Raw genomic sequence first — 14791 nt, 5'->3', positions numbered from 1 at the left:
TGAAAAATCAGGAAGTCAGGCATGAAGAGAACCGGTTTTCCGGTTTTGGTACGACTCTTTTTTCCGGGTAAGCAAAACCGTGACAGAAATGCAAGTGACGACAAACGCCCATACGGCTAAATAGCTTAAACCGCTGGTCGTCTGAGAAGCCGGCGCAGCAACACTTTCGCTGGTTTTGGTGTAGGAAGGAATGATCCAGGTGAAGACATAAGCTTGTAAAACCGTGATCACGCAGATGACTGCCAGCATGATAAAGCTGTGCTTGACTGTAAACCGGAACAGGGAAGATTCCTTCCCAATCAATCCGACGGCGGCCGTACCGATGGCAATGGACTGCGGGGATATCATCTTGCCGGTTACACCACCTGACGCATTGGCAGCCACCGTAACCACCGGATCGATTCCCAACGCCGTAGCCGAAGTGGCCTGTAATTTGCCAAACAGGGCATTGGAAGACGTATCAGAGCCCGTCAGAAAGACGCCCAGCCACCCCAGCACGGGCGAGAAAAATGGAAATAAAGCACCGGTTCCTGCCAACGCCATCGCCATCGTTACCGACATACCGGAGTTGTTCACCACAAAGGCAAAACCGACCACAGCCATGATGGTAATGACCGGAAATTTCAACTGATGAAGGGTTGAAAGGAAGGTTTTGTACCCGTCTTGCCAGTGGAGGCCCAGCAGTGGAATGGAAATCAGCGCAGCCAGTATCACACCGGTTCCTGAGTTGGAAAGGTAATTCAGTTCAAGCGGTTTGATCAAAACCGGGTTTCCGTCTGGCCCGATTATTTCATTTTGCAAACCCGGCAAACTGATCTTGATATTTCCCCAGGCATTCAGTGTATCCTTCACCGGTTGCAAACCACAGGCAATGACCGTCACCGTCATGAGCAGAAAGGGTACGCAGGCATTGAAGATCTGCCCGGCGGTGTACATCTTAGTGGTTTCCAGCGTAACGGGCGGTTCTTCCTCAAACCGCCACACCGAACGCGGTTTCCAAAACCGGAGGAGAATAATCAGGCAAAAAAGGGAAGCCAATCCGGCCAGCACATCCGGGAGCATTGGCCCAAGGTAATTGGCCGTCAGCCATTGAAAGAAGGCAAACGAAATGCCCGATACCAGAATGGCCGGTAATACCTCCAGCGTTTTTTTTACACCCGACATGATGATGATTAGGTAAAAAGGCAGCACCACCGAGAGGATGGGCAGCGTCCGGCCAATCATTTGCGAAATCGCCATTTCCGGAATATCGGAGACGTGAGCGGCAATGATGATGGGTGTTCCGACTGACCCAAAAGCAACCGGGGCCGTATTGGAAATGAGGCAGATCGCAGCCGCATACAAGGGGTTGAAACCCAAGCCGACCAGCATGGAGGCTGTAATGGCCACCGGCGCGCCCATTCCGGCGGCTCCTTCCAGAAACGCTCCGAACGAAAACGCAATGATGAGTGCCTGAAGCCTGCGATCGGGGGTTACCGCAACCATGAAATTTCGGATGACGTCAAATTTGCCACTGTCTACCGTTAAATTATACAAAAAAACAGCCCCGAAAATGATCCAGCAGATGGGAAAAAGTCCGTAAAGCGCGCCATGAACCGCTGAAAAGAAAATGGTTTTTACGGGCATTCCGTAGACCACGAAAGCCAGAATCATGGCGATCAGCAGCGTAAGCAGGCTGGCCAGATAGCCTTTCATCCGTTTGATGATGAGTGCCCAGAAGATAAAAATTACCGGAATTGCCGCAACCAGCGCAGACAGTAGCAGGTTGCCCAATGGGTCGATGGTTTGGGTCCATTTCATAGGTTCAGAGCGCTATTCTTCTAAAAAATTAAGGTCTTTTCCGAAGGTCTCTTCCATTTCCCACAGGGCGGCCAACGCGATCAGCATGACCACGCCCCCCAACACTGCCGCAGCCGACAAGATGCCGAGGCTTTCCCTTAAAACCAGAAAAACCGGGGTCATGAGGTTGATGCTTCCGCGGACAAAGTTGGGAACGGTCGTGGCAACGGTCGCCCGTAGATTCGTACCAAACTGTTCGGCGGCAATGGTGACGAACAAGGCCCAGTAACCCACTGTGAAACCTAAACCGGTACACAACAGGTAAAAAACGGAGGCCGATTGCATCGGAACGAACAGGTAAACCGCCACCAGCAATCCCGTCAGGAGAATGAACAGCATCACCACTTTTTTGCGACTTCCTGCATACTGGCTTAGAAAACCGCTGGAAAGGTCGCCAATCGAGAGGCCGATGTATTGCCACATGACCGCTTTCCCGGCGGCAATGGGCGTGGTAATGCCGAGAACTTTACCGAATTCGGGCGAAAAGGTGATCAGAATTCCGATTACAAACCAGACCGGCAACCCGATCAGAATGCACCGCAGGTATTTCAGAAACTGGCCGGATGATTTGAATAAATCCAGAAAATTACCCCGCGATACGGGTTTGCTTTTTACCTGTGTAAAGATGCCCGATTCAAACACGCCAACCCGAAGCAGCAGCAGCAGCAGCCCCAAGCCGCCCCCAATGAAATAAGCGATCCGCCAAGTGAAAATATCCGCAATCAGGTAGGCTAAAACCGCCCCAAGCAGACCAACGGACGCGACCAGTGACGTGCCGTAGCCACGGATTTCTTTCGGCAGAATCTCGGCAACCAGGGTAATGCCGGCCCCCAGTTCACCCGCCAGACCGATGCCCGCGATAAACCGGAGGATGGCGTAATGGTCCACAGTCATCACAAAACCATTGGCGTAGTTGGCCAGCGAATAGATCAGAATGGAGCCAAAAAGAACGGAAAGCCGACCGCGTTTGTCGCCCATAATACCCCAGACGATGCCGCCGATCAGCAAACCGCCCATCTGCATGTTGATGAGGTAAATGCCCTGATCGAAAAGCGCCGAATCCGGAACACCCAAATCCTTCAAACTTTGGATTCGGACAATGCTAAAGAGCAGCAGATCGTAGATATCCACAAAATAGCCTAATGCGGCCACCACCACGGGAACTTGTAAAAGCTGGCGAAGCACCGAAACGCGGGCGTTGGTCCCCGTTTTTGGATCGTTAACGGTTTTGATCATCGCGTTTCAGGGACGTACTTTACCTTGATCACAATTTTGCGGGACGTATCTGATCCTTCGGCCCGCATGGAGGGGCTGTGTGCTTCTTTGGGGGAAATGATGAAAAACGTACCCGGCTCGGCGAGGTAAAATTTTCCGGTTGCGTTGTAAAAACCGACATCGCGTTCGGGTATGTATGCCTGCACAACAGCCGCTCCTTCCACCGGGCCAATACCGATGTTCTCTTTGCCCTTGATGACCAGATGAATATCCACCACATTGTGATGAGCCTCCCAGCGAGCTTTTTCGATCGGTCGGGTTGTGCCATCGGAAACCGTCGCCGTAATGTTGTCGCCGTCGATGTAAAACTTACCGGGTGAAAGTTTTTCCAGATCAGCAGTTTTTAGATACGCAAACGCCTTGTCCCACAAGGATTTATTGGCCTTATACTGCTTGGTGAATTCCTGAATATCAATCGATGCATCCGGTTTTAGTTTCGCACCGTTTTGCAGACTATGGCTATTCAGCCAGGCAGTAACCCCGGCGGCATTCTGCGCCCACGAGCGGTTTTGGCAGAAAAAAATCGCCAGCAGAATCCATCCATATCGTAGTTTATTCATCTCTTAATCGGTTTGAGCAAAACGTTCCGGGCCTCAAAGCAGCAGCAGAAAGGTGTCTTCGGTTATTTTTTTGAGATACTGTAAAAACCGGGCGGCATCGGCACCGTTAATTACCCGGTGGTCGAAACCGAGGGTTACCGGCATCCGGAGCCGGGGGACAAACTGATCGTCCTGCCAAACCGGCTCTACCTGACTTGCCGATAAGCCCAGAATTCCGACCTGCGGCCAGTTGACGATGGGATTGATACCGGTAGTTCCGATGCCGCCCAGATTTGAAATCGTAAACGTGCCACCTTCCAGATCCTCCATTTTGGTTTTACGCTCGCGCGCTTCCGCCGAAATCCGCGTCAGTTCCCGGGCAATTTCGGTCACACTGAGCCGATCGGCATTGCGAATCACGGGAACCAGCAAGCCTCTTTCTGTATCGACCGCTACGCCGATGTGGTAAAAGTCTTTGGTGATGATCCTTTTTTTTTCGGTGTCCACACTGGCATTCAGCAACGGAAAGACCCGCAGGGCCTCTGCCACCGCCTTGACTAATAAAGCCGTAATCGTCAAACTTCCCCCGGCGGTTTCCACGTGTTTCTTGTGCTTCTTCCGGTTTTTCTCCAGTTCGGTAATATCGATCTTTTCCTGAATCCAGGCATGCGGAATCAGGTTGGCAGCAAGGGTCATATTCCGGCTTGTTGCCAGCATCGTCGGCGTCATTTCCGCATAACGCACGGAACCGTACTTTTCAAATTCGGGTAATGGTGGTGCAGACCTGGCAATCGGTGCATGACCATTGGCGTCCACCTGACGAATGCGGTTTTTCGCGTAATTCTTGACATCAACAAACGAAATCCGCCCGTTCACCGCTTTCTGAATTTTGGAGATTTCAATGTCGAGTTCACGCGCCAGCTTGCGGGCTAAGGGTGTTGATACCACCTTTTTACCTGATTGATACGGAAATACCTCAGGAAATGGTCGGTGGTTTATTTCTGGTTTTTCTACGGTTTTGGGTTCCTCAGAAGCAACAGGAATTACGGGAACCGGAGCATTCATCGGTTCCAAAACTGCCGGTCCGTTACTCGATTCAACCGGTTTTGATTTCAGCGTTGCCAGCACATCGCCGGGCGTCACCTTCCCGCCTTTCATCACCCGAATTTCCACGATCTCCCCCGAATCCTCCGCCGGAATCTCGAAGGTCACCTTGTCGGTTTCAACTTCGAGCAAGGTCTGTCCGGCCTTTACGGTTTCGCCCGGTTTGACCGAAATGGCAACGACGAGACCTTCCTTTACGTTTTCGCCCATCGAGGGCATGATGATATCCGTCATACCATTAAGCAGTTGCAGGGTTCACTTTTTCACCATCGATCCCTTCGTTTTTCATAAAATCCAGTACAAGTTGCATCGGAATGGTGCCGGTTTTTTCGAGTTCGTACAAGGCGGTCTGGACAATAAACCGGGGCGAAATCTCGAAGTAATCCCGCAACTCCGGACGCGCTTCGCTCAGGCCGTAACCATCAGTTCCGAGCACGGTATACGGGGTCGGCATCCAGGCACTGATGCTTCCGCCGAGGCTTTTCTGGTAATCTGAAACGGAAATAAAGATTCCTTTTTCGTCCGCCGTCAGCGATTGAACGTACGGAATCCGGGCTTCCTGATTGGGATGCAGTCGGTTCCAGCGTTCGGCTTCAAAACCGTCGCGGGCCAGTTCGTTGTAGCTCGTTACGCTCCAGATGTCGGTCGGAATACCCATTTGTTCCAGCAAATCGCGGGCTTCCAATACCTGCGTAATGATCGAACCGCTGCCCATGAGGTGAACTTTCCGGTTTTCAGCGTCAGTTTTTTCCGGCTTCAACTCGGTAGAACCCGCCTTATACATCCCGCGAATAATGCCGTCCTCCACCTGCGTCGGCATGACAGGCTGCGGATAGTTTTCGTTGTAAACCGTGATGTAATAGAAGATTTTCTCCTGCTGTTCGAACATGCGGTAAATACCGTCGCGAATGATCACACTCAATTCGTAAGCAAAAGCCGGGTCATAGGAACGGAGGTTGGGAACGGTGTTGGCAAACAGATGCGAATGGCCGTCCTGGTGCTGCACCCCTTCGCCGTTGAGCGTGGTCCGCCCAGCAGTTCCGCCAAACAGAAAGCCCTTGCACATCATGTCACCACACGCCCAGATCATGTCGCCCACCCGTTGAAAACCGAACATCGAATAGAAAATATAAAACGGAATCATCGGTAGACTATGGCGCGCATATGCCGATCCGGCGGCCATGAAACTCGCCAGCGCGCCCGCTTCACAAATTCCTTCCTGCAAAATCTGGCCATCCTGCGCTTCGCGGTAATTGGAAAGACTATCGGCATCCACGGAAATGTAGCGTTGTCCTTCCGGATGGTAAATCCCGGCGTGCCGGAACAGGGCATCCATGCCAAATGTCCGGGCCTCGTCCGGGATTATCGGGACAATGTATTTTCCGATCTCGGGTTCCTTCAACAACTTGGTAATCACCCGAACCAGCACCATTGTCGTGGAAACCGTCCGGTCGCCGGTTCCTTCCAGAAACTCTGCAAAAAAAGTTTGATCTGGTGTGGAAATTGGCGGACAATTTTCTTCCCTTGCCGGTAAATCGCCCCCCAAAGCCGCCCGCTGCGCCTGGAGGTATTTCACTTCCGGGCCGTTTTCATCCGGTTTATAAAACCGGGCTGATTCAATGTCAGCTTTGGGCAAGGGGATTCCAAATCGGTTGGCCGCGGTCAGCCGTTCCTCGGCCAGCATGCTCTTTTTCTGGTGGGTCGTATTCCGTCCTTCGCCGGTGCTGCCCATGCCATAGCCCTTGATCGTTTTGACAAAAACTATGGTCGGTTTGCCGTTGGAGTGGTTCACGGCTTTGTGAAAAGCGGCATAGACTTTCTTGTAATCATGCCCCCCGCGTTTGATCGACCGGATTTCTTCGTCCGTCAGCGACCGCATCAGATCCGCCAATTCCTGATTTTCGCCTACCCAGTGGCTTCGTACTTTGTCGCCTTCCAATACAGAATATCGCTGATAATCACCATCCAGCACCTCCTCCATTCGTTTGACGAGGTAGCCTTTGTGATCACGCGCCAGCAGGGCGTCCCACTCCCCGCTCCAGATCACCTTGATCACATTCCAGCCCGCCCCCAGAAACAGCCGTTCGAGTTCCTGAATAATTTTTCCGTTACCCCGAACTGGCCCATCCAGCCGCTGAAGGTTGCAGTTAACGACAAAAATGAGGTTGTCGAGCCGCTCACGGGCTGCGATGTTGATGGTTCCGACAATCTCCGGTTCGTCCATTTCGCCATCGCCGATGAACGCCCAGACTTTTCCGCCATTATCCGGTTTTAATCCCCGGTTGATTAGGTATTTGTTAAACCGTGCCTGATAAATCGCTCCTACCGGCATCAATCCCATTGAAGCACAAGGCATTTCCCAAAACCAGGGCATTCGGCGCGGGTGCGGATACGAGGGTAAACCGCCCCCCGGTTTCAGTTCCCGGCGAAAACTTTTCAGGCTTTCTTCGGTCAGCCGTCCTTCCAGAAAAGCGCGCGCGTAAATTCCGGGTGCGGCATGGGGCTGAAAAGAAACCAGATCACCCCCGTAGTCAGCAGTCCGTCGCCGGAAAAAATGATGGAAACCCACCTCATACATGGTCGCGGCCGATGCATACGTAGCAATGTGGCCACCCACGCCGGAGCCATTGTCGTAGCCCTGCAACACCATGCACATCGCGTTCCAGCGGTTGATGTTTTCGATCTTCTGTTCCAGTTCGACATTGCCCGGATACGTCGGCTCGTCTTTAACGTTGATGGTATTGATGTAGGGCGTATTGATGTTTTCGCCCTGAAAAGCCACGCCCCGGCGAATGACGTAGTGATTGATGGCTTTCAGCAGTTCCTTGGTTTTTTCTTCGCCGTATTCATCCAGAACGGCGTCGATGGATTCGATCCATTCCTGTTTTTCAAGTTGCCAGTCTTCGGCGACGGTTTCGATAGTGCTCAACATGATTCAAAGGTTTGGTTGTATTGGGTAAAATCCAGGTGTGATCTCTCCACCCGAAGCCGTGCTCCGGTACCGGTTTAACGCATACTGGAAATTCCGCTGCGGGCTACAGATCGGTCGAATCGTAGACCTGAATTCTTGACCAGAGCGGAGAACAAGTCTCCACGAATTTTTTATGGAGCGGGTGAACCTGGTAGGCATTCTGACCTTCGAGGTTGTCAAAAACTGAAAGCGCCGAAACCGAGTAGGAACTATCGATCACCGGGCGCGGGGCGGTGGGTGCCGGAACACCGATGTTGTACTGTTTGACGGCTTCGATCTTTTCGAGGGATTTCAGCCCATCCAGGAGTTTTTTCAGGTCTTCCTTCGATTCAGGATTTTTCAGCCAGAAAAAGACGTGATGAAGCACCTGCCCTTTTTTCACCGGCGCGGCTTTGGAAACCGTAAACGCCCCTGCCGTTGCCAATCCCCCGCTTGTCAGGATAGCGCTTGACATAAATTTTCTTCGGTTGTGAAGTCTCATAATCGTTTAAGTGATTGATAAACTGAATGTAAAAGGTTACGGTATTCGGTATTCGGTGACTGACTCGTTCAATAATCATTCGGGCGTCTGCCATCGAAAACTGTAAACTGCGTTTTCAAATCACAGTCAGATCCAGAAAGGTGTGGACGGGGGTTTCGGCAAACCGATCAAAATCGAGTGCGGTTTCCAGAATCATTTCCTGTTGTTTCGTTGGGAATTTACGAGCAAGGTTAATTTTGAATTTGTCCACCAGCCGGGGAATGCCCTCTTCTCGCCGTCTCCGGTGTCCGATCGGGTATTCCACCACGACTTCGTCGAGGATTGTTCCGTCCTTCAATTCGATGGTTAAGGCGTTGGAAATGGATCGCTTTTCGGAGTCCAGATAATCTACCGTGAACTGTGGTTCTTCGGAAATCTGCATCCGTTCCCGCAGTGCATCGATCCGGGGATCTTTCGCTACGTCGTCTTCGTAATCGGCCGCAGTGAGTCGTCCGAAGATGAGCGGAACGGCAATCATGTACTGTATGCAATGGTCGCGGTCGGCGGGATTGTGGAGCGGCCCTTTTTTGTCGATGATGCGGATCGCAGCTTCGTGGGTTCTGATCTGTACCGTTTTGATGTCCTCACTCGATTTTTCCATTTTCCGCAAGCGACCATTCAATGTCATGGCCGCTTCTACGGCAGTTTGGGAGTGAAATTCAGCCGGAAACGAAATCTTGAACAGCACATTTTCCATGACGTAGGCACCGTAAGGTCGGCTACGGCGAAATGTTTTGCCTTGGAACGAAACATCATAAAAACCCCAGGTTCGGGTCGTCAGGACGGACGGATAGCCCATTTCACCGGTTTTAGCCATCAACGCCAGACGCACCCCGCGTGAAGTAGCATCCCCTGCGGCCCAGGATTTCCGGCTGCCGGTATTGGGCGAATGGCGATAGGTTCGAAGGGATTGCCCATCGACAAAAACCATCGACAGGGCATTGATTAATTCATCCCGACTAAGACCGATCAGTTTTCCAACAACAGCAGTAGTGGCCAGTTTGACCAGAATCACATGGTCCAATCCAACCCGATTGAAGGAATTTTCCAGCGCCATAATGCCCTGAATTTCGTGTGCCCGAATCATGGCATCCAGCACATCTCGCATCGTCAGGGGTGGCCGACCGTTGGCGATGGCGGTTCTTGAAAGCCAGTCGGCGGATGCCAGAATACCGCCCAGATTGTCAGACGGATGGCCCCATTCGGCCGCCAGCCAGGTATCGTTGAAATCCAGCCAGCGAATGATCGTGCCGATGTTGAACGCGGCCAAAACCGGGTCGAGCTGAAACGGTGTTCCCGGCACTTTGGCACCGTGCGGCACAATCGTTCCCGGCACAATCGGGCCGAGGAGTTTGGCGCAGGCCGGATACGTCAGGGCTTCGAGACCGCAGCCCAGCGTATCCAGAAAACAATAGTGAGCGGTTTTCCAGGCCAGCTCATTTTCAATGGGATACTGGAGAACGTAATCCGCAATATCGGTCAAAACCTGATCGGGCTGTGGGCGTTCGTTTGAAGGATAAAATGACATAAGTTGAGGTTGTAGAAGTACTGGAAAACGGGTATTTCAGCGATTGCGCAGCGGAACAAACAGCCGGTTTTCGGGACCTTTGTAATTAGCAATCGGTCGGATAATCTTCCCATCGGCACGTTGCTCAATGATGTGGGCGCACCAGCCGGTTATGCGGGAAACCGCAAAAAGTGGCGTAAACAATTCAGTCGGCACCCCCAGAAAATGGAATGAAACGGCTGAAAACCAGTCCAGATTCGGGAACATCCGCTTTTCGTTCCACATAACAGTTTCCAGTCGTTCAGCAATGGAATACAGCAGCGTATCCCCCCGCTCGGACGAAAGTTGATGAGCGACCTTCTTGATAATCTGGTTTCTGGGATCCGAAGTCGTGTAAACCGGATGTCCAAACCCGATGATAATCTCCCCCTTCTGAAGTCGTTGCCGAATGTCCGCTTCCGCTTCATTGGGTGAAGCATACCGGCTCTGAATGTCGTAGGCTACCTCATTGGCTCCACCGTGTTTGGGTCCGCGCAGCGCCCCAATGCCCCCCGCCACCGACGAATACACATCCGACCCGGTTCCGGCAATGACCCGGCACGTAAACGTTGATGCGTTAAATTCGTGCTCAGCATACAAGTTCAGGGAAACGTGCATGGCTTTTTCGGCCGTTGCCGACGGTTTTTCTCCGTGCAACAAATGCAGGAAATGCGCCCCGATGCTGTCATCGTCGGTGAGTACCTGAATTTGCTGGCCGTTGTGCGAAAAATGATACCAGTATAATAAAGCGGAGCTAAAAGACGCCAGCAGTTTATCCGCGATGTCGCGCGCCCCGGCCAGATTATGGTCGTGCTTTTCGGGAAAAACCGAACCCAGCATGGATGTATACGTCCGCAACACATCCATCGGATGCGAAGAAGCCGGTATTTGTTCCAGTACTTTTTTGATATCCGCCGGTAATCCCCGCAGTACTTTTAGCTTATTTTTATACGCAGCAAACTGAATCGGATTGGGCAATGACCCGTGAATCAGCAGATAAGCCACTTCTTCAAACGTCGCTCCTTCGGCCAGCTCAAGTATATCATAGCCCCGGTAGTGCAGATCGTTGCCGGTTATTCCCACCGTGCAGAGTTCGGTATTTCCCGCAGCCACGCCGGACAAGGCGACGGATTTTTTGGGTTTAAAAGTCGATTGCCCGCTAACGGTTTCCATCTCGCTCCTTCTCAAAAAGTTGATTCAGTTTCTCCTCATATGCATAGTAACCAATGCTTTCGTACAATTCGGCCCGGGTTTGCATGGTATCGATGACCCCTTGCTGCGTGCCATCCTGGCGGATGTGTTCGTAGACGTTGCGGGCGGCTTTGTTCGCAGCCCGGAAAGCCGAAAGCGGATACAGCACCAGTTCGACATCAGCCCGGCGCAGTTCGTCCACCGTAAAAAGCGGGGTCATTCCGAATTCGGTGATGTTGGCCAGAATCGGAATCCCGGTTGCTTCGTGAAACTTTTGATAAATGGGCAACTCGAAAACCGCTTCGGCAAAAATAAAATCGGCACCGGCTTCCTGATAAGCCACCGCCCGTTCCAGGGTCCGCTCCAGTCCTTCGGAAGCAAAGGCGTCGGTTCGTGCCCCAATCAGAAAATCAGGGTCGGTGCGGGCATCGACCGCGGCTTTGATCCGGTCTACCATCTCTACTTGTCCAACCAATTCTTTGCCGGGCCGATGCCCACACCGTTTGGCCCCTACCTGATCTTCAATATGTAAGGCTGCCGCTCCCGCCCGAATCAGGGCTTTAACCGTGCGGGCAATGTTAAAAGCAGAAGGCCCGAATCCGGTATCGACGTCAACCAATAAGGGCGTATCCGTCACGTTCGAGATGCGGTAAATGTCCGTCAGCACATCATCCAATGTCGTAATACCCAAATCCGGGATACCCAGTGAACCGGCGGCAACTCCCCCGCCGGATAAATAAATGGCACGAAAACCGGCTTGCGTAGCCAACAAGGCATGATTGGCATTGATCACCCCGACAATTTGCAGCGGTTTTTCAAAGCACATGGCACTTCGAAAACGTTGACCCGGAGAGCTTACCCGTGTTGAATTTTCAATCATTTCAGGTTGTATTAGCGTACTGAAACCACTTAGGAAGTCTCCGGTGGTATCGACGGTCTTGCGCCGATACCACCGGCAAAAGCTGAACTCAAAAACTAAACGGGATCCGTTTCCTGACAGAAAGTTTTCGATAATTCACGGAATTACCACTCCTTCACTACTTTATGCTTTTTGACATATTCCGGATCGATGGTAATGCCCAAGCCCGAACCGGTCGGCACCTTCAACACGCCATCGTAACTAACCAGCGGGTCGCCAGATTTGTAGACGATCGGGATCTGGTTGCCATTGGCGTCGCGGGTTGAGAACGTGTCGAATTCCTGGTACGTCCCGGCATTGGGACAGGCCGAAATAAAGTGCAGCATATAGATGTAGCCCAAACCGTACTGGGTGATGTGCGGAACCATCGTTTTCCCGAACGCTTCTCCCATCCGGGCCACTTTCATCGACCGGATCATGCCCCCGAAATACAACTGATCGGGTTGCAGAACATCACAGGCATCGTTGGCAACCAGCCAACGGAACGTGCTGATGTAGCCTTCCGATTCGCCCGTAAAGATGGGAATCCGAAGTCCTTCTTTTACCATTTTTAATTCGTCATACCAACCAAACGGTACCATTTCTTCCCACCAGGAATAGTTGTATTCCTCCAGGATTTTGCCCATGCGAATACCGCCATCTACCGTAAACTTATTGTTCCCATCGCAGCCCAAAACCATTTGGTCGCCAAAGGTTTCGCGGGCTTTTTTGAGCAGTTTTTCATTGCCGGCCTTGCTGTCTTTGTCTAATTGTCCGGCGAGGCCAACCCGCATTTTGATGGCTTTGGCTTTGGTTTCTTCCAGATCTTTTTTGACAATTTCCAGCGATTGTTCCGGTGGCAGGGAAAGCAGTTCGGGCATGCGGCTCCCCTGATAGACCTTCACCATCGGATTGACAATGTTTCCGATCAAGGCTCCGACCGGTTTTTTCACTGTGTTGCCCATCATATCGAGGATTGCAAATTCGAGGGTAGCCAGCGCGATGTTGTACGGGACACCACCGCCTTTGCCGCTGTCGCCCGGAATCAAAGCGTCCAGATCGCGCATGTCTTTCCCCCGAAACGCATCGAACAAAAATTTCGAAACCGGCCAGTTCCGAACACTTTGCCCTCCTCCCCCTTTGGGGTTCAGCCCGGTATGACCGACCGCCAATCCCTCCGCGCCATCTTTCGAGCGCACCCGGACCATAAAATTCTCCCGATCCCGGAGTAGTTCGATGGTTTCCAGAATAACCGGAGACGAAAACAGTTCCTTTTTAAGAACCGGACGTTCAAGTGCTTGATCCAGATAGGCATACCGGGTTTTGAGGTCCATCGGCATCGAACCCGATTCGTTGAGCGCGCTCCCGAAAGACGATAACGGCAGGGAAGCTGCGCCCAAACCACCGGCCACTGCCGTACTAATAAAATTCCGTCGATTTGTTTTCATGAGTTTATGCATTGATTACCAATTCTTTAGAGCCTTGTGTTTTTTGACATATTCCGGATCGATGGTAATGCCCAAGCCCGAACCCGTCGGCACCTTCAGCACGCCGTCGTAACTGGTGATCGGGTCGCCGGATTTGTAGACGATCGGAATGTTGTTACCGTTGGCATCCCGGGTTGAAAACAGATCGAATTCCTGGTATTTTCCGGCATTGGGACAGGCCGAGATGAAGTGGAGCATGTAGAGGTAGCCCAAACCATACTGGGTGATGTGCGGCACAATGGTTTTGCCGAAAACCTCGGCCATCCGGGCCACTTTCATCGACCGGATCATGCCGCCGAAATAGAGCTGATCAGGCTGTACAACATCACAGGCATCGTTGGCAATCAGCCAGCGAAACGTGCTGATGTGGCTTTCTGATTCGCCCGTAAAAATTGGAATTCGCAATCCGTCCTTTACGTGTTTCAGGTCGTCATATTGACCAAACGGCACCATTTCCTCCCACCACGAATAGTTGTATTCTTCCAATACCTTTCCCATTCGAATGCCGCCTTTTCGGGTATAGTTTCCATTACCGTCGCAGCCCAGCACCATCTGATCGCCAAAAGTCTCGCGGGCCATTTTGAGCAGTTTTTCGGTTCGTCCGGGCGCATTATCGCCATCGAGAATACCCCCGCCACCGGCCCGCATTTTGATGGCTTTGGCTTTGCTTTCCAGCAAGTCTTTTTTCACAATTTCCAGTGACTCTTCCGGCGGAAGCTGCCGCAGTTCCACCACCCTCGAACCCTGATACACCGAAATCATGGGATTGACGATTTTCCCGATCAGCTCGCCAGCCGGTTTTTTGATCAGGTTTCCCATCATATCCAGAATGGCAAATTCCAGAATCGCAACCTGCGAGTTAAACGGAATGCCACCACTTTTGCCGCTGTCGCCGGGCACCAGCTTGTCCAAATCGCGGGCGTCTTTTCCGAGAAACCGGGTCATTATCCCTTCAAAAGCCGGCCAGCTTTTGCTGTTCTGGCTTCCGTGTCCGGCGGCAATTCCCACAGCCCCCTCTTTGGAGCGTACCCGAACCAGAAAATTGTTCCGATCGCGTAGTAACTCGATGGTTTCCAGAATAACCGGGGACGAAAACAGTTCTTTTCTAAAAACGGGTCGTTTCACCACCTCATCCAGATAATCGTAGCGGGTCTGGAGATCGGTGGGCATGGAACCGGCTGATTTCAGGTCGGCACCCAACGATGAAAACGGCACTCCAGTAGCAGCAAGCCCCCCCACCACAGCGGAACTTATAAATTTTCGTCTATTTGATTTCATGGTTTACGATTTTAGTTGACAGTCAGTTACCTGACGCATCAGTTTTTGACGGTTTTTCCAGGCAAATAGAGTCCTGAACACTCAGGTTAGAACTTCCTGCGCATAGCGATGAATCTCGATTTAAAAACACGGTTCGAGTGGAA

The 14791-nt window shown here is 51.9% G+C and carries 11 protein-coding genes; all 11 read right to left on the bottom strand.

The features are described 5' to 3' along the window. Positions 1–15: 15 nt before the first annotated feature. Positions 16–1800 (bottom strand): L-lactate permease, encoded by a 1785-nt coding sequence (locus ACS5NO_RS14065; RefSeq protein ID WP_439415740.1) that lies wholly within the window; start codon positions 1798–1800, stop codon positions 16–18. A 12-nt stretch (positions 1801–1812) separates the two neighbouring features. After that, positions 1813–3075 (bottom strand): MFS transporter, encoded by a 1263-nt coding sequence (locus tag ACS5NO_RS14060; RefSeq protein ID WP_439415739.1) that lies wholly within the window; start codon positions 3073–3075, stop codon positions 1813–1815. After that, positions 3072–3674 carry a NanQ anomerase/TabA/YiaL family protein gene (locus tag ACS5NO_RS14055; protein ID WP_439415738.1) on the bottom strand — a complete coding sequence of 201 codons (603 nt, stop codon included), beginning with the start codon at positions 3672–3674 and terminating at the stop codon, positions 3072–3074. The genes ACS5NO_RS14060 and ACS5NO_RS14055 overlap by 4 nt, the downstream gene beginning before the upstream one ends. Positions 3675–3707: 33 nt before the next feature. Next, complete coding sequence (locus ACS5NO_RS14050) at positions 3708–4991, bottom strand: dihydrolipoamide acetyltransferase family protein (RefSeq protein WP_439415737.1); 1284 nt, start codon at positions 4989–4991, stop codon at positions 3708–3710. A 4-nt stretch (positions 4992–4995) separates the two neighbouring features. After that, entirely contained in the window at positions 4996–7689 is a 2694-nt protein-coding gene (aceE, locus tag ACS5NO_RS14045; RefSeq protein WP_439415736.1) for a pyruvate dehydrogenase (acetyl-transferring), homodimeric type, read from the bottom strand. Between the two features lie 103 nt (positions 7690–7792). Beyond that, a complete protein-coding gene (locus ACS5NO_RS14040; protein ID WP_439415735.1) occupies positions 7793–8182 on the bottom strand; it encodes a Dabb family protein in 390 nt (129 codons plus the stop codon). Between the two features lie 142 nt (positions 8183–8324). After that, the gene (locus tag ACS5NO_RS14035) at positions 8325–9776 is read right to left on the bottom strand and encodes a bifunctional 2-methylcitrate dehydratase/aconitate hydratase (protein WP_439415734.1); all 1452 of its coding nucleotides are present in this window, start codon (positions 9774–9776) and stop codon (positions 8325–8327) included. A 36-nt stretch (positions 9777–9812) separates the two neighbouring features. Next, positions 9813–10967: a bifunctional 2-methylcitrate synthase/citrate synthase gene (prpC, locus tag ACS5NO_RS14030; RefSeq protein WP_439415733.1), complete on the bottom strand. Its 1155-nt coding sequence runs from the start codon at positions 10965–10967 to the stop codon at positions 9813–9815. Further along, positions 10954–11865 carry a methylisocitrate lyase gene (gene prpB, locus ACS5NO_RS14025; protein ID WP_439415732.1) on the bottom strand — a complete coding sequence of 304 codons (912 nt, stop codon included), beginning with the start codon at positions 11863–11865 and terminating at the stop codon, positions 10954–10956. The genes prpC and prpB overlap by 14 nt, the downstream gene beginning before the upstream one ends. A gap of 143 nt (positions 11866–12008) precedes the next feature. Then, positions 12009–13331, bottom strand: coding sequence for a mandelate racemase/muconate lactonizing enzyme family protein (locus ACS5NO_RS14020; protein WP_439415731.1), 1323 nt, complete (start codon positions 13329–13331; stop codon positions 12009–12011). Positions 13332–13346: 15 nt separating this feature from the next. Then, positions 13347–14648 (bottom strand): mandelate racemase/muconate lactonizing enzyme family protein, encoded by a 1302-nt coding sequence (locus tag ACS5NO_RS14015; protein ID WP_439415730.1) that lies wholly within the window; start codon positions 14646–14648, stop codon positions 13347–13349. Positions 14649–14791 lie beyond the last annotated feature (143 nt).

This window comes from Larkinella fluvii, from assembly GCF_051857545.1.
Taxonomy (GTDB): domain Bacteria; phylum Bacteroidota; class Bacteroidia; order Cytophagales; family Spirosomataceae; genus Larkinella.
The sequence above is the reverse complement of the archived record's forward strand: the minus strand, read 5'-3'. Positions and strand labels throughout refer to the sequence as shown.